This is a genomic window from Bacillus sp. FSL E2-8868 (genome assembly GCF_038005505.1).
GTDB lineage: Bacteria > Bacillota > Bacilli > Bacillales > Bacillaceae_G > Bacillus_A > Bacillus_A mycoides.
The window spans coordinates 1,491,176-1,515,191 of sequence record NZ_JBBOTI010000001.1 but is presented as its reverse complement, the minus strand read 5'-3'; the positions used below and the strand labels follow the sequence as shown (position 1 = coordinate 1,515,191).

General features: G+C 35.3%; 23 protein-coding genes, 3 pseudogenes and 1 riboswitch. Of the genes and pseudogenes, 8 read left to right on the top strand and 18 right to left on the bottom strand.

Annotated elements, in window-relative coordinates:
• Positions 1–49: 49 nt before the first annotated feature.
• The 3 genes from NSS74_RS07950 to NSS74_RS07940 form a co-directional block, all read right to left on the bottom strand.
• Positions 50–883 carry a MerR family transcriptional regulator gene (locus NSS74_RS07950; RefSeq protein ID WP_340813361.1) on the bottom strand — a complete coding sequence of 278 codons (834 nt, stop codon included), beginning with the start codon at positions 881–883 and terminating at the stop codon, positions 50–52.
• A gap of 308 nt (positions 884–1,191) precedes the next feature.
• A complete protein-coding gene (locus tag NSS74_RS07945; protein WP_002035327.1) occupies positions 1,192–3,276 on the bottom strand; it encodes a serine hydrolase domain-containing protein in 2,085 nt (694 codons plus the stop codon).
• A gap of 94 nt (positions 3,277–3,370) precedes the next feature.
• On the bottom strand, positions 3,371–4,540 hold the full coding sequence (locus NSS74_RS07940) for a serine hydrolase domain-containing protein (protein ID WP_002142478.1): 1,170 nt from the start codon (positions 4,538–4,540) through the stop codon (positions 3,371–3,373).
• A 366-nt stretch (positions 4,541–4,906) separates the two neighbouring features.
• Between NSS74_RS07940 and NSS74_RS07930 the strand changes: the two are divergent.
• Positions 4,907–5,163: pseudogene (locus tag NSS74_RS07930) on the top strand (IS4 family transposase); the annotation flags it as partial.
• Between the two features lie 471 nt (positions 5,164–5,634).
• Here NSS74_RS07930 and NSS74_RS07925 read toward each other — a convergent pair.
• Positions 5,635–6,093, bottom strand: a complete 459-nt coding sequence (locus tag NSS74_RS07925; RefSeq protein WP_002142480.1) for a hypothetical protein — start codon at positions 6,091–6,093, stop codon at positions 5,635–5,637.
• Between the two features lie 225 nt (positions 6,094–6,318).
• Between NSS74_RS07925 and NSS74_RS07920 the strand changes: the two genes are divergently transcribed.
• Positions 6,319–6,801, top strand: coding sequence for a PRK06770 family protein (locus NSS74_RS07920; protein WP_002128240.1), 483 nt, complete (start codon positions 6,319–6,321; stop codon positions 6,799–6,801).
• 385 nt (positions 6,802–7,186) lie between these two features.
• Here the strand turns inward: NSS74_RS07920 and NSS74_RS07915 are convergent, their stop codons facing one another.
• Together NSS74_RS07915 and NSS74_RS07910 are read right to left on the bottom strand one after the other, a co-directional pair.
• Positions 7,187–7,462 (bottom strand): hypothetical protein, encoded by a 276-nt coding sequence (locus NSS74_RS07915; RefSeq protein ID WP_002084476.1) that lies wholly within the window; start codon positions 7,460–7,462, stop codon positions 7,187–7,189.
• A 147-nt stretch (positions 7,463–7,609) separates the two neighbouring features.
• Positions 7,610–7,822 carry a hypothetical protein gene (locus NSS74_RS07910; RefSeq protein ID WP_002128243.1) on the bottom strand — a complete coding sequence of 71 codons (213 nt, stop codon included), beginning with the start codon at positions 7,820–7,822 and terminating at the stop codon, positions 7,610–7,612.
• 391 nt (positions 7,823–8,213) lie between these two features.
• On the opposite strand from NSS74_RS07910, the gene NSS74_RS07905 reads away from it, so the two are divergent.
• Positions 8,214–8,363, top strand: coding sequence for a hypothetical protein (locus tag NSS74_RS07905; RefSeq protein WP_002142482.1), 150 nt, complete (start codon positions 8,214–8,216; stop codon positions 8,361–8,363).
• A gap of 117 nt (positions 8,364–8,480) precedes the next feature.
• On the top strand, positions 8,481–9,044 hold the full coding sequence (locus NSS74_RS07900) for a GNAT family N-acetyltransferase (protein ID WP_002142483.1): 564 nt from the start codon (positions 8,481–8,483) through the stop codon (positions 9,042–9,044).
• A 271-nt stretch (positions 9,045–9,315) separates the two neighbouring features.
• Here the strand turns inward: NSS74_RS07900 and NSS74_RS07895 are convergent, their stop codons facing one another.
• Entirely contained in the window at positions 9,316–9,984 is a 669-nt protein-coding gene (locus NSS74_RS07895) for a serine/threonine protein kinase (protein ID WP_080019775.1), read from the bottom strand.
• Positions 9,985–10,386: 402 nt separating this feature from the next.
• Positions 10,387–12,027 carry a M20/M25/M40 family metallo-hydrolase gene (locus tag NSS74_RS07890; RefSeq protein WP_002142487.1) on the bottom strand — a complete coding sequence of 547 codons (1,641 nt, stop codon included), beginning with the start codon at positions 12,025–12,027 and terminating at the stop codon, positions 10,387–10,389.
• 641 nt (positions 12,028–12,668) lie between these two features.
• Here NSS74_RS07890 and NSS74_RS07885 point away from each other — a divergent pair.
• From NSS74_RS07885 to NSS74_RS07875, 3 genes and pseudogenes are all read left to right on the top strand, one after another.
• Positions 12,669–13,097: pseudogene (locus NSS74_RS07885) on the top strand (aminoglycoside phosphotransferase family protein); the annotation flags it as partial.
• Between the two features lie 44 nt (positions 13,098–13,141).
• The gene (locus NSS74_RS07880; protein WP_002033235.1) at positions 13,142–13,489 is read left to right on the top strand and encodes a VOC family protein; all 348 of its coding nucleotides are present in this window, start codon (positions 13,142–13,144) and stop codon (positions 13,487–13,489) included.
• Positions 13,490–13,762: 273 nt separating this feature from the next.
• Positions 13,763–15,109, top strand: coding sequence for a short-chain fatty acid transporter (locus tag NSS74_RS07875; protein ID WP_002142488.1), 1,347 nt, complete (start codon positions 13,763–13,765; stop codon positions 15,107–15,109).
• Positions 15,110–15,149: 40 nt separating this feature from the next.
• Here NSS74_RS07875 and NSS74_RS07870 read toward each other — a convergent pair whose 3' ends face one another.
• From NSS74_RS07870 to NSS74_RS07855, 4 genes are all read right to left on the bottom strand, one after another.
• A complete protein-coding gene (locus tag NSS74_RS07870; protein WP_002142489.1) occupies positions 15,150–15,503 on the bottom strand; it encodes a hypothetical protein in 354 nt (117 codons plus the stop codon).
• Positions 15,500–16,075 carry an NAD(P)H-dependent oxidoreductase gene (locus NSS74_RS07865; RefSeq protein WP_002142490.1) on the bottom strand — a complete coding sequence of 192 codons (576 nt, stop codon included), beginning with the start codon at positions 16,073–16,075 and terminating at the stop codon, positions 15,500–15,502. Before NSS74_RS07865 ends, NSS74_RS07870 begins: the two co-directional genes overlap by 4 nt.
• Before the next feature lie 22 nt (positions 16,076–16,097).
• Complete coding sequence (locus NSS74_RS07860) at positions 16,098–16,535, bottom strand: SWIM zinc finger family protein (protein ID WP_002033243.1); 438 nt, start codon at positions 16,533–16,535, stop codon at positions 16,098–16,100.
• Between the two features lie 205 nt (positions 16,536–16,740).
• Positions 16,741–17,061 carry a hypothetical protein gene (locus NSS74_RS07855; protein ID WP_002110869.1) on the bottom strand — a complete coding sequence of 107 codons (321 nt, stop codon included), beginning with the start codon at positions 17,059–17,061 and terminating at the stop codon, positions 16,741–16,743.
• A gap of 38 nt (positions 17,062–17,099) precedes the next feature.
• Positions 17,100–17,198: riboswitch (SAM riboswitch) on the bottom strand.
• A 121-nt stretch (positions 17,199–17,319) separates the two neighbouring features.
• Between NSS74_RS07855 and NSS74_RS07850 the strand changes: the two genes are divergently transcribed.
• The gene (locus NSS74_RS07850; protein WP_002084448.1) at positions 17,320–17,511 is read left to right on the top strand and encodes a hypothetical protein; all 192 of its coding nucleotides are present in this window, start codon (positions 17,320–17,322) and stop codon (positions 17,509–17,511) included.
• A 31-nt stretch (positions 17,512–17,542) separates the two neighbouring features.
• On the opposite strand, the gene NSS74_RS07845 is transcribed toward NSS74_RS07850, so the two are convergent.
• The 6 genes and pseudogenes from NSS74_RS07845 to NSS74_RS07820 form a co-directional block, all read right to left on the bottom strand.
• Positions 17,543–18,265 carry a YwiC-like family protein gene (locus tag NSS74_RS07845; RefSeq protein WP_002033247.1) on the bottom strand — a complete coding sequence of 241 codons (723 nt, stop codon included), beginning with the start codon at positions 18,263–18,265 and terminating at the stop codon, positions 17,543–17,545.
• A gap of 184 nt (positions 18,266–18,449) precedes the next feature.
• Positions 18,450–19,151 carry an ECF transporter S component gene (locus tag NSS74_RS07840; protein WP_002142494.1) on the bottom strand — a complete coding sequence of 234 codons (702 nt, stop codon included), beginning with the start codon at positions 19,149–19,151 and terminating at the stop codon, positions 18,450–18,452.
• Positions 19,124–20,785, bottom strand: a complete 1,662-nt coding sequence (locus NSS74_RS07835; protein WP_033716378.1) for an ABC transporter ATP-binding protein — start codon at positions 20,783–20,785, stop codon at positions 19,124–19,126. The genes NSS74_RS07840 and NSS74_RS07835 overlap by 28 nt, the downstream gene beginning before the upstream one ends.
• 144 nt (positions 20,786–20,929) lie before the next feature.
• Positions 20,930–22,054 (bottom strand): annotated as a pseudogene (locus NSS74_RS07830) (RNA-guided endonuclease InsQ/TnpB family protein).
• Positions 22,014–22,652, bottom strand: a complete 639-nt coding sequence (locus tag NSS74_RS07825; RefSeq protein ID WP_016103084.1) for an IS607 family transposase — start codon at positions 22,650–22,652, stop codon at positions 22,014–22,016. Before NSS74_RS07825 ends, NSS74_RS07830 begins: the two are co-directional and overlap by 41 nt.
• 478 nt (positions 22,653–23,130) lie before the next feature.
• Entirely contained in the window at positions 23,131–24,015 is an 885-nt protein-coding gene (locus NSS74_RS07820; RefSeq protein WP_033716380.1) for a CbiQ family ECF transporter T component, read from the bottom strand.
• Position 24,016 lies beyond the last annotated feature (1 nt).

Sequence of the window (24,016 nt, the reverse complement as noted above, 5' to 3'; positions counted from 1 at the left end):
GAGCCGATTTTTCCAATTTTCTTGTAAATTGTGTTGCATAAATAAATGCTCATTTCTCTTGGTGTTTCGATTTTTCTTCAACAGGAATTTGCATATTCATAATTATCTGTCCTTCTGGGTAAAACAGATTCAATCCGTGTAAATCTGATTCAATTACATCACATGATCTAGACTGTAAACCATTTCTCTTTATATAGTCTTTAATGTTTGTATATATTTGACGTCGTGCTTCATCCATATGCCCTTCTGTACATACGTAATCAACACAAAGATAATTACCTGCAGGTATACTAAGAATATCAACATGCTCGATCTCTGTATCATTCAAAACAGGATAATAAACTGAAAGTCCCAAATCATCATTGAAGAAATTCTTAATTGGACACATTGTTATAAATTGTTCTTGAAAAAGTTCACCTTGCTTAAAAATAGAACGGAATTTATCAAAAAAGGATTTTACACTATTAAAATTTTCTCCTTTGATGTGATAATATTTTCTTTCTTCAAAATAGACACTCTGAATTTTATTGAAATTTCTGCTTCTATTTTGAAGGAGATCTAGGAGCCTAGTAATTTTCTTTTGCACTTCCATAAATCGATGAATTTCAGTTTCAATTTCATTTTTTTTGTTCTGTAAGATATTCATATTGTTTATTATATTTCTCTTATTTATTACTAAATCAATTTCTTCAATTGAAAAACCCATATCTTTACAAAAGAAGATTTGGCTAATTCTTTGTAGGTCTTCATTTCCATACAATCTATAGTTATTTTTACCTACCTTTGGCTGAACTAATCCTTTTTCTTCATAGAATCGAAGTGTTTCTTTCGTAGTATTAAAAATCTTAATTACATCACTTTTAGTTAACTTATAGCTATCCATCTAATTATATTGCCTCCTATAAGGAATAATATTCATACTATAAACTATGTGGTTACTTCATAGTCAATAAATAAAAAAATTTAAAATCAAAACTGGCTGTTTTTAGTGATGAAGGAGTACATGTCTGGTTCTGTTGCAAAGTTTCTTAACAGATAAAAAGTTGGTATGATAGCTGTTCTTGCAGAGTTTGAGCGTGATATTATTCGCGGAAAGCCTCTTCGTAAAGATAATGCGTAAATACAAACAAAACCAGCAAAACACCTTTTCTGTGTCGTACTGGTTTTGTTGAAGTCCATCTTGAATTGTAGCTAGTTCAACGTGATTGCAAATTCCGAGTTCGGCGCGCCAGCAAATACAACCGATCCGTTTTTCGGCAATTTTACTTTGTTATTGCCGCTCACAACGGTAAAATTGACGCATACTCCCTTCTCATCATACACCGCGAATGAACTCTTCGATGACAACGTCACGCTCATCGTTTTCCCTGCTGTCGCTTGTGGGATCGTAAACCATTTCGCATGCCCATTTGCTTGTAGCGTAACTTTGGATGATTGGCCTGCATCAAGCGGTTTTACGTTGGATCCACTTACATATAACAATCCGGCCATCTCCATATATTCACTGCCGCCTTCTGTATAGAAATGAGTTTCCGTCGTATCACGGCCATTCATCACGGGGATCTGGAGCTGATGCGCCGCGGTGTTCGGACCTGTAATTTTTCTGCCGTCCCAATAGCCCTCCAGGTCTTCCTTGCGAGTAATTTGTGTGGTAATAAGTTTCGGTTGAACGAGATATTCAATAGAACTAAATTTCTCGTTCACGAGATAGAACTTGACGCCTTCCCGCTTCGCCCATGCGGCAGCGGTTTTCTTCGATAGCACGTTGTCTTCTAGTTTCTCGGCTAAATAGTGAGTCATCACATTTTGCCCTAAGCCTGGCGTCGATTTATATGTGCTCTCCTTCAAATAAGTGCTTCCATTCTTCTCAGTGACGAAGTTGAGCTTGGAAGTACCCTTCTCATTAATAAAGCTTCCATTCGCAGTATATACATATTTTTCTTCTCGATTAGATGGTAAGAACAGTTCTCCATTCTTCGTAATTTCTATTTTGAAATGACTTTCGCTATTGCCGTAAAAGCCCGCTTTCTTCGTCACGTCTTGAGGCATCTTGGCCTTGACCGGCTTGCCAAAGGATTTGTTTGGCTTGATGTCCTTAATTGTGCCCTTCTCTTTAAGCGCGGCGAGCAGTAATTCAGTTGCCAGTAGTTGATTTGTAGAGCTTTGGCCGCCGGATGACAACACAGCCACTGCCATCTTCTGTTCCGGAAGCACGACCAGTATAGCATGTTGCAGTGTTGTATCGCCGCCCTTAGCCATGCTTTTTATCCCATATTCACTGAATGGGTATAGTTTCACACTATCCCAGCCAAGACCATAGTTGAAAATATTACCTCCATCCCCCGGCCACATTCCTTTTTTATATTCCTCTTGCTCCATCGCCTTGACTGCCTTATCAGAGAGGATCCCTTTTCCCTGTCCCATAAATAATTGTGAGAATCGTACCATATCTTCTGCCGTGGAAGAGATCCCTCCCGAACCAATCACATTCACCGATTCAATGGGAAGCTTCCCTTGGTACGCCGGAAAATAGAGTCCAGCCCGCTTATCGTCTTCCCATTTATCCTGCGGCGTTTTCGTATGATTCAGCTGTAAGGGTTCTGTAAACCGTTGATGTATAAATTCGGTAAAGCTCATACCGCTGACTCTTTCCACCAAAATCTCGGCCAGCGTAAAGCCGTCGTTGCAGTATACCGAGAACGCGCCAGGATCCGCCTTCAAGCTTTGGTTGGACAATTGCCGCATCAAGACATCATGGGCATAGGTATCATTATCGTTAAATAAAAATGCATTACTTAACGTGGAACCTTGCAAGCCGGAGGAGTGGTTTAACAGCATACGTGGCGTAATGCGTTTGTACCGCTCGTCTTTCATCTTGAAATCAGGAACAAAGTGGACGACAGGAGCATCCAAATCGACTTTTCCTTCGTCGACCAATTTCATTACAGCCGCTGTTGCATACATTTTACTGACTGAACCAATCCCATATAGAGTATCTTTGTTCAGCCGCTGTTTTCCTTCCATATCGTTCTTGCCTGTCTGACCCGACAAAATAAGTTTACCATTATCAATTAGCGCATACTGCACGCTAGTCGTCCCATAGGACTTCGTGAGTAGCGCAGCCTTCTCTGCCGCAATCTTCTCCAGTTCTTGGTTAGCAACTTCTTGGTTAGCTACAACCGGAGTCTTACTGCTTGAAGATGCTATCGCCCCTGTTGGTAGGATCATCGTTAGCGCTAATGTAGCGGCTAACACCCCAGATAGTTTATTTTTCATGAGAGAATTGCCTCCTTAGATAAGTAATCGAATTCATCACTTATTTGTTTAACTATAAAAAATATGACAAAATTTATCCGTTTTTCTTTTTTGCCTACTTGCTAAATTCAGCAAGTAAAATATTTTTAATAGGATTAGGACTGTCAGCTCTACCCAAACTATTCCAATTGACGACCAACGTATGCTTGCCTCCAAGTTTACCTCCAACAAGAGTAGTAAACCCTAGAATGCCACCTGTGTGTCCCCATATCGAGACATCGTTTGGAAGCTTAGTTTCATAGATTCCAAGACCATATCCATCGATTCCTTCTTTTCCTGTAGGAACTGTAGTAAGCATTTGTTTTAGTTGCTGTTCTTTCAGTAATTTACCCCCGAGCAAGTAAGAGAAGAATTTATTTAAGTCGTCAGCAGTAGAAATCATATCTCCAGCTGAGCTACCTGCACTTGGGTTATAATAAGTAACGTCTTTTAGCTCACTTACTCCGTCTGGTTGGACATATCCACGGGCATGCTTGGTGCCTGGAATAACGCTTGAATTGCCAGGTAGGAATGTATTCGACAATTCAAGCGGTTCAATAATCCGACTTTCAATCTCTTCCGCATAGCTGTTTCCGGTTACTTTTTCAATAAGAATACCTAGTAATACATATCCTGTGTTTGAATAAGACCAGCCCTTTCCTGGGGCAAAGTCTGGGGGCAGAGAAATCCCCATCTTCACTAACTCTTCAGCCGTATACGATTTTTTTGTATCCGTAAAGTCAGCGTCTTTTGACCTTGAGTATTCAGCGATACCACTTGTATGGTTCAATATCTGCCGGATAGTAATCTGGTTACCATCATATCCGTTTCCTTGAATGACACCAGGCAACCATTTTTCGATGTAGTCGTCTAGATTCAAGCGGTTCTCTCCGACTAATTGAAGTACAACCGTTGCTGTGAACGTCTTCGTCACACTGCCAATGCGAAAGCGAAAATCTGTTTTCATTGGTTTCTTGGTTCTCAGATCCGCTATCCCAGCGGCATAACTCCACGTTTTTCCACCCTCAGAAGTTTTAGCAAGTATCCCCGGGTATCCAAGTTGCAATGTATCCCGCATTGCTTGCTTGACGGAATTACGATCTCGTTGAGTATTTGTTTGTAACGAACTAGATACATTTTGAGTGGGCTCTGCTTTTACAATTGAGGTTGGCGTTGTGTATAACAGGGAACTTCCAGCTATTAAAAGAGCCAGACTTGCAAATGTAATTTGACTACGTGTTTTCATAAGGCATTCCTCTCCTCTATTCATATTGTATAGGTGGTTGCTTGATATTTCATACTCACCACACAGCTATCATCTCTACCGATGACAAAAAGTCAACATTGAATTCGTAATCATCTTCATAATGATTATTTTCACAAGCTCCATTCTGTCCTAATAAACGGTAAATCCCTCTTTTTGCATGTATGTTAACCTCAGAAATTATTTCTTTTCCATGAAACGCTCTTATTAACTGGTTTGTTTTTCATATATAAGTTATATCTGTTCCTCCTTTCATGCTTCTTTATATTTTCATCATACACAATGAAAATCTCTTTTTCCTTACCTATTCCTTACAAATCCCTTACGTTCAAAATAGCTTCTGTGTCTCAAATCTGCCAATTAATTCTCATCAAGAAAAAACGAGAATTAAGCGAATATAAAACGATTTATATCATAAAAGATTATTTTCTACTTATTTATGAATCTCTACAAAAAGACACCAAAGAATTAACAAAGATATTGTTTCGTCTGTTTGATCTCTTACAGAAAAACGGACGAAAATCCCATAGGTATGAGAAGAAACCGTCTTTGATATCTTAGGCGTCGTATATAACCTTTCTATGCCTCACAAGCATGTAGCGTAATCCAAAAAATTAAAACCCAATAGGGTTTATCTGGTATGAAAATATTTAAAGAACTTACACTGGATCTTTAGAAAAAAGAAAAAAGCCCATCAAGCTAAGGTTTTGAAGTACCCCCTAAATGAAAATTTTCTTTCTCTACAGTTAGTTTTTTGAGAAGTCAGCTCATTTTTTTGTTTTTGGGGTGTTTACTTTTCTTAAGTTGATGGATATGGTCTCACCATACCATTTCAGGAAAATTGTACGTTTAGACACAATCCGGACATATTTTAAGCGTTTTCTGTACTTTAAGAGACATCTGTCCAGAAAATCTTATGTTTATGAACAGAGGATAAAACTCAATAATAGAATATTAATATTCAATTTTTATATAAAAAAATAAGCTCCGAAGAGCTTATTTTAATAATAATATCAACGCAATTATCAATGCTATTATTGAAAATACAATCATAAATAATGAAGCTCAGTCATGAGCTATCGCCCTGTTACCGTCATTGCTGCTGTGTAAATTGTATCTACAGAACCGTCAGCACTTACAATTTCAACTTTATAACGGTATGTTCCATTGTCGTAAATGTTTTCTCCATATCCTGTGAAAGTTAAAATTTCATCATTTGCTCCAGCTGGAACCCATTGATTTTGCCAATGGAAGAAAGTATCATATTCTCCCCAGTTGTCTCCATATTTCTTTTCGATGCTGACATTATAATGAATGTCCTCAGCTCGGTTATTTGTAATTCTTGCAATTACGTTTCCACCAAAAGTGTATTCCGTAGCGTGAACTTGAACTGTAACACCATTCACCGTTTCGCTAGGACCACAGATGTAATGACAATCTTCACTTGCTTGTGCTTCAGGTGTGTTAATGTTCATAACCGTCAAACCGCCGAAAGCTAAAGCTACTGTTAATGCAATTGTAGCTAATTTTTTCATGATAATTCCTCCTATTAACCGTTATAAGTGAATGTTTTTGTTTTTACGTATTCATTGCCAGCATAAAAAGATTTCTATGTCTCATTTTTATCACCCTTCAGCCATAACGAAAAATTTATACATCGTTGACTATTGATAATGATACGTTATGTAGACCTCACAGATAGATATGGGCATACAGTTCTTCTTTTATGGTACACTTCAATAAAAGGGGGGGTAAGAGGTTTGAAAAAGTGGATTAAAATCACATCAACCTTAGTTATTGCTATAGCAGTTGGTATTTTTACTGGCTACAAAGTCGGTACGTATGCAGGTTCAGACGTTAAGGAAAAGCAGACTGAGAGAATTAAAGGGGAAGAGGTAATACTTGACCTCAACTCTGATCGTCATATAATCAATGCAATGCACAAAATGACTCATCAAAAAGTATTATCCCACGAAAAGCAAGGATTTATCAAAATGACTCCAGAAAACATCGAAAAAGTACGTCAAGCGATTGATGAAAGTAATAGTGGAACCTTACAACATAAAGAACAGTACCTTAAGATTTTGGTTCGTTGGTATGAAGGCGATTTCTCTCAATCGGTTGAGGAGCATAATTTATTATGGGAATGGGACAATAGCAGCACTGGTAAAGCATACGAATTAGCGACACCGGAACAAGAAGAAGCATACATTTTAGAACAAGCGAAGTCTGAAAAACAATAAAGGGGTATCGTCACCTCGCTATCAAACTAATAAAAAGAAATGCCCCCTAAAATGAAAAAATACGCTATTCTTTCTGTAGAATCATAGGAAAGGATGGCGTTTCTGTATATTGTTACAAAAAGAATAGCGTTTTTTTCGCTTTATAAATACAATTTCTTTTTCAGTAAAAAATGTGGGTGGTACCCCTCTAATACCCCAGAAGGAAAAGAAGAGTTTGAATTCTTTAACGTACAGGGCGTTCCATATATCATTGTAAAAGATCATGAGAATAACACTCAAAAATCAATTCTTGGATTCAGCACTCAATCATTAGAAGAGGCTATTTTATAATAATCATCCCCCAAAAAAAGAAACGAACAAAAATGTTCGTTTCTTTTTTTTGTGTTTAATGCTCAAGAAAACTTATAACCGCATAAGTATATAGAACGACTAGAGCAAAGGCACATATTCCCATAATTATAATCGCTAGTGCGCTTTTCTCTTGTCTAAACCCTATAATTCCAAGAATAAATGCACTCCACATTGTTACCTTAAGCATTGTAGAAAGGTTGGGAATTGAATATCCACTCAACCAGGTAGAGAAACTTACAATTACGGAAAAAGAGAACAAAGTTAGAACAATAGATAATATATTAATGTGCTTCCCATACTTCAGTTGCATTTCGCTACCCCCTTTTCTTTTCATTAGTGAATAATAGGTAGATGGTTATTTTTTTATTTTATTCTAAATTTTCTTAAAAATCCACAACGAAAAGAAGAGGTTGTCCCAAAAGTCGCTGAATAGTTACTTTTAGGTAACCTCTTTTCTTTATTTTTTACTTTCCTCTAGTTTAGAGATACTTGCTTCTTTTTCAGGTAACGTATCAACAAAATCCTTTTGAGATTTTAATAAGTCAGATTGTTGTATCCAATCCATAAGATCATCTAAAGATTTACGGGCTTCTTTTACATCACCAGTAATATCATTCATGTTCAGCTTATTAAATGTAGCTAAAAATTCTTGTTGAATCTCACCTTGCAATGCATTGCTTTGTTAATTCTTTATTTTCATCACTTTTTGCCTTTTGAACATTATTCATAGCTTTCCCGATTTCATGTTTATCAAAAGCATCTTGCGCTTTCTTTAAATTTTTCAAGTTCTTCACGTTCACGCGGAGACAATTTTTCTAGTAGGGGTACCCCCCCATCACCATCAAGCTAAGAAATGCAAAAGATAAAAATTGTAAGCCAATAGATAAAAAAATAATAATTCCTTATTCAACTAATGCATGCATTAGTTAAACAACCTAAGGCTGCTTCGGTAGCCATTTTTTGTACCAACTGGCAGTTTGGTTTTCAATATGTGAAAAGGGATTTCTAAGTGATTAATTGAATATATATTTATTGTTTACTAATTTTTGGGAGGTCCCTTTATGGGAGATAAACTTTACTGTATTGCTACATATCAAGTTCTTAATGAAGAAAGAATAGGAGCTTCGCACGGTTCTATAATAATTTATAGTGCTGCTGTGACGGGATCTCCTGTTAGTGAGATAGGGTGTTTTTTAATTTATTTATCATAATAACGTACCACGAAATTGCAACTCTCGTCCTCAAGAATTATTTCTTTTGGGTGAAAGTTTTTTTATTATATAAGTTTCATTCTGTCATAATTTAAAGTTTTCGAGAGGAGAAATGATATGAATTCTATTTTATTAGATGTTCCGTTACAAATAGAAACAGACAGACTAATTCTTCGAGCACCACTTCAAGCTGGTGACGGGAATGTCGTACACCAAGCTATTAAGGATTCAATTAATGAGTTAAAACAATGGTTGCTTTTATTTCAGTCAATTCCTACTGTTGAAGAAACGGAAATTCTCCTGAGAAATGCCCATATAGATTTTTTGAAAAGAGAAAGCTTTCGCTATCTTATCTATCATAAGGATACTAATGATTTTATTGGAACTGCTAGCCTTCACGGAATTAATTGGAAAATTTCTAAATGTGAAATTGGATACTGGATTAATACGCAATTTAGTGGCAATGGATATATGACAGAGGTAGTAAGTGAGTTAACAAACCTTGGATTTCAGTTACTCAAATTTAGAAGGATTGAAATACGCTGTGAATCTACTAACACTAAAAGTCGTACGATCCCTGAAAAACTAGGTTTTGAGCTTGAAGGGATATTACGTAATGAAGATCTTTCAGCTGACGGTAAAGAACTAACTGATACCTGCATCTATGCAAAGGTAAATTAGATTGAAATTTTAATACTCAATTGCGTCTGTGTACATAGTTTATTCCCCTTCTAATCCATTATTGTGATTTGTTTAGAACTATAGTACATCACTATGTTTAAAATGAAATGTACTGAAATGGGTATATTCTATTGTTACAATCATTTTATAAATAAATTACTTCATGAAGTTATAAAATTAGGACCGTACATATTAGACATATCTAAAATGTACGGTCCTTTTGTTTACTAGTGGTTCACTTATCTAACCTAAAGATAAGTATGTGGTCCTTTTACAATTTGAATTTCTTTGTAAGCTTCTTATATTTTCTATATGAACGTCGAACAATGTTCAACATGAAATACGGTATTTTAACAGGGAAAGGCAATTTATAAATGAAAGGCAAGTAAAATGTAAAATATGCCTTTTCTAAGTCTCTCCACTTACTATCTTCTTTTGTTTTTAAGAAATCAGATACATCGACTACATATCCCCTTCCATTTTCCATCATCACATTTTTTCCGTGAACATCACAAGGAGTTAATCCTTGCTCCCTTGCATACTCTATAGCTTCATTGATATCAAGGATTACCTGCTTAGGAATTTTAATCCCCTTATGAATAGCATCGTATAAGGTAATTTCTTTTAAACGTTTCAATACTATGAAATTTTCTCCTTTATATATAAGATTCGAATAAGAAGGATGATTTCCGATTCTTCGGTATACTTCTGACTCTTTTTCAATTCCTTCTCCTTCTCGCGCGTAAACTTTCACTACCCAATCTTTGTATTCTTTGTGCATAAATACTGCGGCATAATTACCTGTCCCTAAACACTTCCAAAGTCTAGGAATATCTTTAACTACTATAGGCTCGAATTCATCCTCACTTCTTATGCTTACCTCTTTTAATAATTCGTCCTTTATCAATCTCACAAAACTATTTATACTCATCATTTCCACTCCGGTTTTGCTACAAGGGGTACTCCCCCATACCCATCAAGTTAAAAAGTACATTCTTCCCTAATACGAAAAAAATGAGCAGACTTCACTAAGTAACTAACTTTAGCGAAATAAATTTTTCATTTAGGGGGTACTTCAAAACCTTAAAATGGATATTCTACGCAAATATATATTATTGATACAATAAGTTATGTTAACTTCACATAATTATATTATACAAAAACTCAGCAAATACCGTTACAAAAAGTGTACAAGCCATATCTACTCTCTCTAAATAGTTTATTACGAATCTATTTTAAGGAGAATTCTTACATCACAATTTCATAAATCTAAGGTTTCAAACTATTCATTACGAAAAAAAGACCGTATCACTACGGTCCTTTTCTCGCTCTTATGCAAACACTATGACTGTGTAACTTTATTAGAAACAAGTAGTTTTTCAATACATATAGGTAGCATATCTAATAACGTTTCAAATGCGTAATTTACGTCCAGACGCTCCGTCCATTGATGTGCATCTTTTCCTACTGGTCCCATATTTAATACTGGAACGTCAAACTCTTCTAATTCCTCTAGTGGAATCGAATAACCTTTATCCCATAATGGCATATTGTCTACAAGAGAACTCATTGAATCCAATGGGTTTTGTAAGCCCACATAGCTTAAATCTGAAATTCCTCCAAAATAATTTTGGTTTTCAAATGTAATGCTATGATTATAGTGGGCATACTTTTCCATTTCTACAACTACCTCTTTAATTAAAGGATTGTTGCGTGAACTCACAGCTGGATAGTATGGCGGCGCAAAGAAAAGTACAATCATTGGAGCCTTTTCTTTACATAAGATAGATAATTTGTCTACTAAATCAATAGTTACTGCACGATCATCTTTATCTTCTCTATTTTTTATAATATCGGATTGAATTTCATCTATTTTTTCTCTTCCATGTTGTTCAATTGCATAAGCGATAAGCTCTTCATACGTTAATACATTTACTTTAAGATTCGGCGGTATGAACGGATTATACTTAGAAAAATGATACGCTCGCTCCTCATACGATTCTTCGATTTTCTCTGCTACTTTCGTTACTTTTTGGCGTAACAATGAAACTACATCTGTCATCGTTTTTTCTAGTAAAAACAAATTAAATAATGTGACAGCACGATGAGGAATTTGTACAGAATAATCCTCCTTTAAATCTCTTTGAAGCAAGTTAGTTGGTGGTGGACTCGCTTCCCCTTCTACAATATCACAAAGGTCCGTATTCAACTCTAATTCCGCTGTTAATAATGCAGCCATATAGCTCCCATTTAATCCTGCAAAAGGTTCGCCTACATGTGTCTCTTTTCCATAGCAAAGGAAACCAGGTAACACTTTACCAATAGAACCAGTATAAATGTACTTATTTTGGTCACCAGGATGTCTTGAAAACATAGGCTCTGAATTTAGGACCGTTTTATACTCTAAGTCATGTTCTTTTGCTAAGTCTAATAATCTTGGAACAGCAGCTCTCATCCCTACAGAGTTCACTTCTTCATCTGGAACAGCCAATAAAAGAACATTCCCATCAAATCTTCCTTCACAAGCTTGCTCAACCATCGCCATTTGTAAAGTTAGACCACATTTCATATCCATTGTTCCTCTACCAAAGAGCCAATCTCCTTGTTCTATATCTTCACGTACATGATCTGGTAGCTCATCTTTATGAGAATAAAACATAGATGTTAATTTTTTAGGGTTAAATGCATCTTCTTTCCACACTCCATAATCCTGTACATCTACAACATCAAAGTGACTAACAAGAATTACAGTATTTTTCGTACTATCACTTTTCTTTACTAGGGCTGTAACAAAATATCGTCCATCCCCCGTCGGATTTTTTTGTAAATGATGCGGATTTTGTTTGAAATACTGTAAGTCAGATAATTGTTCTACAACAAAGTCTGGCAATATAACTTCAGCTTCTGAACCTGTAATACTAGGAATTTCAACAAGATTGCTTAATAATTGAACCAATTGTTCTTTAGATTGCCACTTTGACATATAAATCCCCCTATTTTTCCGCATTATGAAATTCATTTCCAATATATGAATAAAAAATGACGACAGCAATCAAAATTATAATTTTTCCGTTTGGCAAGCTTATGGTTCTTTTCATTTGCGGCAAACATATGCTTCCAGGATTTGAAGAATATGTTTAATATCGCTTTTAAATAAAGTCACGGTGTTTATTTAAAAGACGCGATGTTTTGTCCCTTTGGATCTGTTTATCTAAAGAGATGTTTTTATAGTGAAAAGAAGATCTGAACTGAAGGGCGGATTAAGGAACTACTGAGTAGTAATAAAGTTACTCCACTAAAGGGACAGATTGTTGAGGAACGTTTCCAGGCAATTAGATTATTCAAGTTTGAATAGATCATTGAGATTGTGAAGGTTTTTTACTTAAACTGACGGGGCAGTAATACTCAATTAAAAATAATGGTAAAGTTAGTGAAAAGAAGAAGGATTAAAAATCGTATAGATTCATTGTAATACATTTTAAGTTTTTGTGTGGCGAGGTATTTGAGAAGTAAGAATGATTTCATCAAAAAAACATTGAAGCTCCAACGGGTTTTTATATGACTATTTTTCCAGACCCAATTTAACATCATAATAAATTATAAATAAACAATCTATACTTTTGGTTAGATTTTTTATATAGTTTGATTGACAGCATCAGGGCTAGTCATAGCAATCTACTCGATACATTGTACGAGCTTGAATCAAAAATTGAACCAAGAAGTCGTTATGGATTTATACATGGGGAACTCGGCCCTGATCATGTATTAATTAATGACAAACTAGAACCTTATTTGATTGATATCGAAGGAGCCGAGTTCTTTGATATTGAGCATGAGCACAGTTTTTTGCAGTTTCGATTTGGGGATTATTATCGATATTTAAAGAATGATACTCTCGACCCCAACAGGATGTTATTCTATCGATTCCATCATCATATATCCTTAACTTCAGGCGGGTTGAGATTGCTTCACAGAGGATTTCCGAATCAACAATTTGCAAAAGATCTAACCGATCACCATTCCCGTTGTGCACTGCGTTTTATTGAAGGTTGAACTTATGTCATTAAAAATTTAAAGATAGATAGGAGTTAAATACAATGATAAAAGGTTTCGGAGGAATATTTTGGAGAACTAAAAATCTTGATGTTATAAAAAAATGGTACAGTGAAGTGTTGAAGATTGAAATAGAAAATTGGAACGGGACTGTGATTAAACCCGAATTAGGAACTGAGACTATCTTTTCTTTCTTTGCCGAGAATGATAGTTATTTTCCTACAGAACAACAAGTGATGTTAAATTTCCAAGTACATAATCTAAACGAGACTATTCAGCATCTTGAACAAATTGGCGTACCTCTTGAAAAGAAAGAAGAGATTAGTGAATTTGGAAAGTTTATTTGGATTAAAGATCCTGAAGGGCGATTGATTGAGCTTTGGGAGAAATAGTGGATTTTAATCATTTGCTATTCAGCTAACAGATGCTTTAGTTCAATAAGGTAAATAAAAAAGTGCACCTCCGTTTATTAGACACAGTCTAACAATCGGAGGTGCACTTTTTTAATCTATCCAACTTAGTATAAGCCTATCCATTTATTAATAATATCAATCTATCAATAAATTACAACCATCTTTAATATCTGAATTTTCCATATATTAAAGGATATTACTCAATCAACCTCGAATAATTGTAATAAATATACATAAGGAGGTTGAGCTATTTTGTTTCGTTCATTTACAAATGGATGTGTTGCCCTTGTGCAGCGTTTCTTACCAGAACCGTTTATTTTATCATGTTTATTAACTGTTTTCGTTATCTTCTTCGGTATGTTTGCAACGAGCCAAACACCTGTAGAAATGATTAATCACTGGGGTAATGGAATTTGGGGACTTCTCGCTTTTTCTATGCAAATGGCTCTTGTACTCGTGACAGGATCTGCATTAGCAAACGCTCCTCTTATTAAAAAAGGATTAACGAGAGCAGCGAAATTACCGAAAACAGATGGACAAGGTATTATTGCTATTTCAATCGTAAGTTTACTAGGAGCATACATAAACTGGGGATTTGGTATTGTTGTATCGGTTTTATATGCAAAAGAAGTGGCCAGACAGTTAGAAGGATTAGATTATAGGTTAGCAATTGCTTCTTCCTACTCTGGATTTCTCATTTGGCATGCAGGCCTTTCTGCTTCTATCCCTCTTACGTTAGCAACTGGCGGCGAAACGTTAATTAAAACGACAGCTGGAAGTATTAAAGAAGCGATTCCAATAACAGAAACGTTATTCTCACCATACGCACTCGTGCCAGTTATTATTTTTCTCGTTACGATGCCTCTCATTAACCGGGCCATGCATCCAGATGAAAAACATACGATAACTGTAGATCCTAGCGTATTCCATGAAGAAGCTGCCGCTCAAGAAGTAGGGAACAATACGTTCGCTGAAAAAATGGAAAATAGTATGATTATTACACTTTGCATCGGATTATTAGGTCTTATTTATATTTTTAACTATTTTAGTACGAAAGGCTTTAACCTTACACTTGATATCGTTATTTTTATGTTATTAATTGCCGGTCTTATTTTCCACCGTACTCCTATTCAATATATTCGCGCTTTCTCTGACTCAACTAAGAGTGCTTCAGGTATTTTACTTCAGTTTCCGTTCTATGCTGGAATTATGGGGATGATGATTGGAGTAAATAGTGAAGGTCTTTCGCTTGGAGGAGCTATTTCTACTTTCTTTATTAGTATTTCAAATGAAACCACATTCCCGCTCTTTACATTTTTAAGTGCTGGCATTGTAAATATTTTCGTTCCATCTGGAGGCGGTCAATGGGCAGTGCAAGCACCAATTATGATTCCAGCTGGCGCTGAACTTGGTGTACCTGCCGCGAAAACAGCGATGGCAATTGCATGGGGCGATGCTTGGACAAATTTAATTCAACCTTTCTGGGCATTACCGGCATTAGCGATAGCTGGTTTAAGCGCGCGTGATATTATGGGATTTTGTGTTGTTAACTTACTATATGCAGGATTTATCATTAGTCTATGTTTCTTATTTATTTAAACGAAAAGCTAGTTTTATACTAGCTTTTTTATATAATAAATCATTCGTTATCTATACAGCTTATTACCTTCCTCCACTCTACCTCTGCATGATTTAATGCTTCATATGTAAACAAATCTTCACATACTTTTTCAATCATATGAGGATTGTTCTTAAGGAACTTCCACTGCAATACTTTAGGAAGAACATACGTTCCATATTCTTTACTTCCCTTTATTACCTCATCAACTTCTCTTTCACAAATCCCTCTTATTAAATAATCATTTCTTAATTGTATTTGAATTTGTTGAAACGTTTCGCTGTATTTCTTCAATTGGACTAAACAATTAATATACGTACGCAAAAGTTCGTCATCACAATTGCAACACTTTATAATACGATCGATTTCATTCATAATGTACGAGCCGCTTCTTCTATTTGTAACAGCCATTTTTCACGCTTCGTTACTTTACTCGTTTTCACAGATTGAAAAGTAGAACGTTTTATATCGCGAATACCACAAAAACGTAAAACCCCTCTTTTCATCATAATCCAATCCGCTGATCGATATAATAGGGCCACGTACCATAACGGTGAGTCTAACGTATTAATAACCCATGCTTTCTTTCCTTTAAATAAGCCTTTCGGTAATGACCCCTCATATTTATAAGCAAATCCAGCTACAAAAATACGATCGATAAATCCTTTTAAAATAGCAGGCATGCCCCACCACCATATCGGATATATGAACAGAAGAATATCCGCTTTCTGCACTAATTCTCTATATCGCTTCGTCTCTTCTTCATTTAGTAAATCACGTCTTTTCTTCTCTTCATTAAATACAAGCACTGGATCAAATTGTTCTTTATATAAATCAAGTAGCGTAACAGAATGATTTGTTTCCTCAAGTCCTTTTTGCACATGCTCTAAAATTGCCCCATTAAAGCTTGAAGGATTAGGGTGAGCATATATAATTAGTACGTTCACTACAAAACAACTCCCTCTTTAGTTAAAGTTTCCCCTTCTTTAACATCGTCTCTACAATTTGCACATTTTTCGAACTTTGTAACAAACGATTTAATACTGTTAGTAACTCTTCTTTTTCTAAACCTTTCAATTGCTCTTTAACTGTACTCTCACCAGCACCTTGAATTTCATACACAACTGCCGCCATATGTTTACAATAATTTTCATAAGGACACTCGCAGCTACTTTCTGCAAAATCTTCAAGATCAATAATCACTTCATAATTCCCTGCATTTCCAGTAACAAAAGCAAATACTTTCTTGTCGTGTATTTCAACATCTTCTACATGTCCCTCTTCATAATATTCATATCCTCTATCTATAATGTACTTTGGAATCCATTTCATTATATCTTTTAATAAGTATGCATACATCACAACACCTCTTCCTCTAATTCCCTTTTGACTTCCAAAATCCTGCATGTTATTCTAATAACTGTCAAGTAGCGAGTCTACGTGACAAAACGACTGACACCTATTCGGCGGAGGTGTCTCTTTTCATTTGCAGCCGATATGAAGTGCCTCTTTCAGGCACATTCAATCTTTGACACTACACACTCAACACCATTCCCTTGTATCAGGCTGCTTTAGCAGTCTTTTACTCTACATACTTCAAAAAAAAGAGAGCTCAGCTCCCTTTTCCCGCCTTATAAAATACCCCTTTTTCAGCATAGCGATATTCATCATCAGCTAAAGTAATTTTCCCATCCAGTTTGAGTTCATCTAATAGTCTTGATAAATAAAATTGATGTAACATTTTTTTAGTGAATTTTCCTTCATGATGCGAAACGATATGTTCTTGAATATCTAACAATGATATTGGCTTATCTTGCTCTATCATATATTCATAAACTGTACTACGCAGTTTTACGTATTTTTCGAGTGTCACAGTACTTCGCAACCCCTTTCTTCTTATTATATGTTTTCGTAATCGGTTTTTTTGCAACAAAAAAACCTCTCCGATAAGAAGAAGTTACGTATATCTTCGTCTTATCTCCCAGAACAAATATGTTCTGCTGGAATTAGCACCTGCATCGCGGTTGCTGGGTTTCATCGGGCCAGTCCCTCCACCTCTCTGGATAAGAAAATATTCACTTTAAATTTAACTATACGTAATTTTATTATAATTGTCAAATAAATATAAAAAATTATATTTTCTTCTTTATTGTTCATACTACAAAAAGATGTACAAAAGGAGGCTACTACTTTGAAAAAGAATGCTCGTGGATACGTACAAGATTCTTTTCATTCCTTACAAGAAGCGAAACATTGTTTAGAAGATGCATTACAGACTGTTGAAGAAGATTTTAATCGCGCACGTATTGAACAATCCCTTTACGCTGTAGAGCAAGCTCTTCAACGTTGCGATTACACCGTTCACATTTTAGAACAAGAATGAAAACTTCCCATCAAAAGATGGGAAGTTTGTTTCAAATGGCATACTTCATCATTATTACCGTTATTATTAAAAAATATACAGAATTAACAATTTCTAAAATCCCTACTTTTAATATAGAAATCTTTTTGCCATACAACATAATGGCCCGAATTACACTTGGTACAAATATGAGTGAACACCATGGATTTATAGCAAATACAATTACCGTTAATACAATATGGTATCCCCAAGATATAAAACGATACTTCGGATTATTTTTTTCACGAATCATCGTTTTCACATAAAACGTACTTCCTAAAAAATATAGAAATGAAATAAGCGTAATGAATAATGCTGTTTTATCTATTAATTTCATGGAGAAATAATAACTGATTAAACCACCTATACAAAACACTATAATCGCACAAACATCATTTAGTAATGCTCGTTCATTTTTTTGACGAGCGTAATACATATTTACAATAAACAATGGAATCATTAATACTGCGAATAAAAGAATTCGCCATTCATATAATAAAGAAATCATCCCAAATACAAATGCAATGATAAAATAAACAATTGCAGCGTGTAGAAATTCTTTTTTTCGTCTTTGCCTTATGTACATGAGAAATGGATACGTAGCTAGATAGATAAAGAACCAGGCTAAAAACAATGGGATATGATAAAAAGTAGGTTTACCAAGTAATACACTTAATAGAAATGGTATGACAAGCATCGCCCATGCTCCATGTTGCTTCGGAATAACTAACTTCATTAACTATACACCTCCCTCTTGAAAATAGTTCTCACCTACTATTATACAAATAAATTCATATAATAACGGACATATATTGAATCTATTTTTTGACAATAAAAAATGCTCCTTACAATATGTAAGAAGCATGAAAGAGGCAAACGAATATGTAAGTCGCGACCCTACCTTATATGAGTATGCTTTTCTATGTCACGTTATGCTCATCTAATATACCGTATTTCTTTTTAAATCTTGTGAGGATCGTAATCCATGACGTACTAAATAGCAGAAGGAAAATAACATTCGATATCGCGTGACTCAGATCAAAGTAAAAACTTGCGACATAGTAAGCAATAACTGTTTCCCACGTTGCTTCTTGTATAAAACCAAGAAGACCCCAAAAATTCATAATCCAGCCAAATAGAAATCCAACGGCAAATCCGTACAACAGTCTTCCCCACAGTTTTTTCATTAAAAATGTATTACGTAATAGTCCAGCTATAAACCCGATCATGCCCCAAGAGAACATTTGCCACGGCGTCCACGGACCTTGTCCTAAAAAAATATTAGATACAATGGCAGCCGTTGCCCCAATCATAAAGCCAGTTTCACTCCCAAAAACAATTGCAGAAACGATAATGACAAAAGAAGTCGGTTGTACACTTGGTAAAATAGAAAATGGTACCCGGCTAACCGCTGCAATCGCCGCTAACACAGCAACGATAACAATTTCACGTGAAACAAACGCCTTCCTTTCAAAACGAATATAGAAAGGTAACATAATGACAGCTAATAAAAACAAACTACTTACCATGTAATACCCGTCCATAATAAAAGTCGTAAAGAGTAGTGTACATATTACAACAGCAAAAATAAATATTATGAATGCAACATATCGTTTGGACACGCTTCGTACACATCCTCCCACGTTAATGCAAATGGCAACTCTCTACGGATGAATCGATTAATAGATGTTGTATAAAAGAAGTTACCACTAAAGAACTCTTTCGGTGCATCATTCATAATGACTTTCCCGTCAAATAACATCATGCACTGATCAACGTATTTCGCTGCAAACTCAATATCATGCGTTGCCATTACAATTGTTGTACCTTCTTTTTGCAACTGTTTAAATAGCTCTCCTACTCTTTCCTTTTTCCATGGATCTAGTCCCTTTGTCGGCTCATCAAGTAATAATAAAGTTGGCTTTGATAATAACGTTGTACATAATGCGAGTAATTGTTGCTCTCCGCCGCTACAATCATGTGGATGGCGCTCTTTAAGTGAATCTAACCAGAACTTTTTCAACATTTCTTCTGCTATTGTTTTTCCCTCTTCACCATATAATTCACGCGCACGCTCATAAACCTCTTCCCATACTGTATCAAAAGTAAAATGATAGTACGGATGTTGCGATACGTACCCTATACTTTTAAATCGTTCTTTCGAATCAATTTTATGTACCACTTTCCCATTCCACTTTACCTTACCTCTTCTAGCTTTTTGCAATCCTGCTAAAATCGTTAACAGTGTAGACTTCCCGGTTCCGTTTTTCCCAACTAGAGCTGTCCATTTTCCCTTTTCGATGTTCACTGTTAAATCTCGTAAAATAAGTGGACTACTTTTTTCATATTGAAAAGATATATGTTCTGCACTTAAAATTACTTCTTGCTTTTCACATTGTTCTACTTGCCCATTCCTATATGATATCGCTGAAAAATCATTCATTTTCATTTGTGCTTCTCGCACTGTAAATGGAATCTCTTTCACATTCCACTCTAAAAACAATCTTGGAATTTGCGGAATGAATGGACGAAACTTTTCTACTTCCCACATGTTCGCTATCACATTTTTAGAAGTACCATCATAAATGATTCTGCCATTATCCATACAAACAACGCGTGTTGCGAGCGGTATAACTTCATCTAAACGATGTTCACTTAAAACTATCGTAATTCCGAGTTCTTCATTAATACGTTTTAACAATCCTAAAAACTCTTTCGCAGCAATCGGATCTAGTTGTGCTGTCGGTTCATCCAGTAATAATAGTTTCGGCTGCATGACTAACACCGCAGCTAAATTTACAAGTTGTTTTTGACCACCAGATAAAGTATGGACAGATTGATGTAACAAATCTTGAAATCCTAAAAAGCTAATGAGCTCCGCTATTCTTTTTTGAATAATATGTGATGGTAATCCGATATTTTCTAAAGAGAATGCTAATTCTTGAATAACTGTATCCATTACGAGCTGATTTTCTGGATTTTGAAATACCATACCAATTTCTTGGGCAGATAATAACTCTGGTACTTCTTCTAATAAAGCACCATCATAATATGTATGTCCAGAACGCGTGCCAATTGGAAGTAACTCCTTTTTAAAATGCTTTAATAAAGTTGTCTTCCCAGAACCTGAACCGCCAGCAAGTACTATAAATTCTCCTTTTTGAACAGAAAGAGAAATATGCTGTAACGCTTCTTCATTTTCATCAGTATATATAAATGATAATTTTTTTATTTCTGCATGCGCCACCATATCCATTCCGATACGATAAACTTAACTAAATCTATACAATTTAATCAAATTTACACAAGTTAGTGCTTCATCGCGTTCTCGCAACCCCGAAGGGACGAGAGGTATAACACTCCACACGAGGCAGTATCGTTACCTCCTATTATCAAGCATTTATTTTACCCATCTTGATAAATTTATCGAAGCATTTAAATCCCTATCGTGATGGCTATTGAATGGAACACAGTTCCATTCACGAATCTTTAAACTCCACTGTCCTTCTGGTTGAACTGAATGGTCGTATTTAACTCCTGAATTTGAGCAAATCTTGCTTGAGCGAACCATTTATCAGCTTTTACATATTCAATGCCGTACTTCTCACACTTGTATGATAAACATTGAAAGAAAGTTTAATTTTTGAAATGAAAATGCTTTCGATAGTTTTGTTTTTTAACAGGTTTGAGATATGTAAGTCTTCCACAACAATCCACTGTTGGTTTGGTTTCCACCAATTGCTTGTTGCTTGATGGATATGGTTATTTCGGATATTCGTAATTTTCCTAGATAACCGCAGGTGCTCAGTTTAGCTTTTTCATATCCGGCAGATTGAAATTTCACACCTTTTTAAATCTCCTAGACATATCTCTTTGCGCTAACTTTTTCCTTTTTCAAAAGTTTTTTAACCTTAGCATCTTTGTTTATATTTCGTTCTTTCGTACCATTAGAAGCTACAAATAACTCTTTTAAACCAACATCCACACCAATCGACTCATTGGTTAGTTCTTGCAGTTCGAATTCTTCTTTGAACCTACACTAATCCACCAGTGACGACCATCAATGTAACTGGATTTGATGGTTTTTGTTCAACTTGGTAGTTGTTGGCTTGTTTTCACTTCTCCAAATAAGTTCGAATATCAACTACTTTCTTTCCTATAATCAGTCTTTCATAATTGGCATAAAATCCTTGGATTAAATCTTTTTTGGTTTTTATAAGAAGTGTGATAGCCATTTTTGTATTTTTCGAACGAATTTTTTCTCGCCTTGTCAAAATCTTTTGGAAAGCCTGTTTGGGAACTTGTGCGTTGATGTCTTTTAACCACTCATATCAGCTTTCGCTTCTTGATCTTTGTAAATCGTTTCTGTAAGTAACTGTGAAACAGATTTTCCAAATAGCTTATAGTATCTATCACTCATTCTTTTACAATAGTTATAAGCGAATCTTGAAGCTCCAGCATGGTTTCTCAGCACTTTTTCTTGTTCAGGCGTTGGAATCAGTCTGACTTTCTTCGCCAATATCATCAGAAGTCAACTCCTTGATTATCTGTTTAGTCTTTTTAGAGCGCTTGCCTTGAAGTTTACAACTAAATACTGTAATGATTTGAACAAGGTCTTCTACGACCTCCTGTTCTTCTGTTTTAGCAGTATTGTCAATTACTTCAATCGCTGTTCCGTGTAGTTGACAGATCTTTTCAACCAACTCATAACCGAACCTCACAAGCCTATCTTTGTGCATGATAACAACTTTTTCAACCTCATTGTTCTCAATGCGTTCCATTAACTTGTTAAAGCCTTTTTTCTTATAATTGATCCCAGAGCCAATATCTTCAATAATTTCAAATTGATAACCTCGTGCGATGAGATATTGCTTCATTCTATCGACTTGTCTTTCTAGGTCATTTTTTTGACTCGAAGAACTAACTCTACAATAGCCAATTATGATGCGGTTATTCGGTCGCTCACCTTTTAGATAATGAATGATTTGTTCTTCTGAATAATAGCGTGTTTTGCCAGCAGTAATCTTTTCAGGCACTAATTCACCACTTTGGTGCATTCTCCTGAGACTACTCGGATGCAAACCTGTTAATTCTGATACTTGACTAACTCGTAAAAATTTCATTATTATTCTCACCTCATTGAATCCGCAATAGTACATACATTCGATAGATTCAATGAAGTTTGATAGATTTAATTAAATTTATCTCGTTCAACTAAGGGCGCAATTCCTTAGCCAGTTCTCTTATGAACTTCTCATGTTTTCACATGAGCGCAGACTATATGTTTATCTCTTTAGAGATAGAGGATTTTTCCATCACCATAGGCTTGTGATGTACTCTCGTCAGTTATACGAGATAGTCGTTGAACGTTCATCTTATCAATTTTAACTTAGATGATTCGATGCGGAAGACCCATTGTTCTAGTGTTTAGGATTTAACCTTGCACCATCTGATTGATTTTTTCTGCTTTCGCAACATTCACGCTCACCATTTCTAGCCACGTTGTAGTTCAATCAGCTTTAGGGATTGCCCGCAGTTAACCCTCACTACTAGCCAATCACTTGACTAGCAGGGCTTACTGCTATATTTAATTAACTTTAGTTATAATTGATTAAATAAATCGTAACAGTTAGTTACCCTTCCTTCCATCATAATTGGTAAACTAATAAACATCATAAATAATATAAACATAATTCCATCGTATTGCTGGAATAGTATTGATTCCACTTTCGGATAAATAATCAATTTCCCTCCGCCATAATAACTAAATATAAATGAAGTTATTAATAGAAAAACTAAATAACTTAGCGTATACAAATCACGTCTTTCCATTCTATATCGAATATATGTCGTACGTTTCGTTACACCAAACCCACGAGCTTGCATAGAATCTGCCGTTTGTAGTGCATCTTCTAACGAACAAACTAATAACACTTGCAGTAATTTCATTCCATTTTTTATACGCTCAATGAGTGAACCTGAATCTAATTGCACACCTTTCGTTTTTTGGACGAGTGTAATTTTCTTTAACCGCCTAATAAACAAAGGAACAAACCTCACTGTAATCATCGTTAACAATGCAACTTTCGGTGAAATTCTCGAAAACAAATATAAAAATTTATGACTCGAAATAATATCGTTATAAGAAGCAAATGTAAACATAATTGCAACTAATAATAATCCCATAACAAGTCCATACATACAGGCCTCAAGCTTAATCCGGCTATCTCCTAAATAAAATAACGTAGTCGCTCCTCTATGCGTTAATAAAGAGTTAAATAAAATAACCATCAAAAAGAATACGATAGTACTAGGTAACATCTTTCTGATTTTCTCACTATTTCCCTGTACTATATTTAAGATTACAATTAGTATAATCGCTCCAATTAAAAAAAGAGGATGAAGACACATCATACATAGTATCATCACCCCAATATAATAGAAAAAATTAACAAAAGGATGTAAAGAAGAAAAGCTTATTTTCATA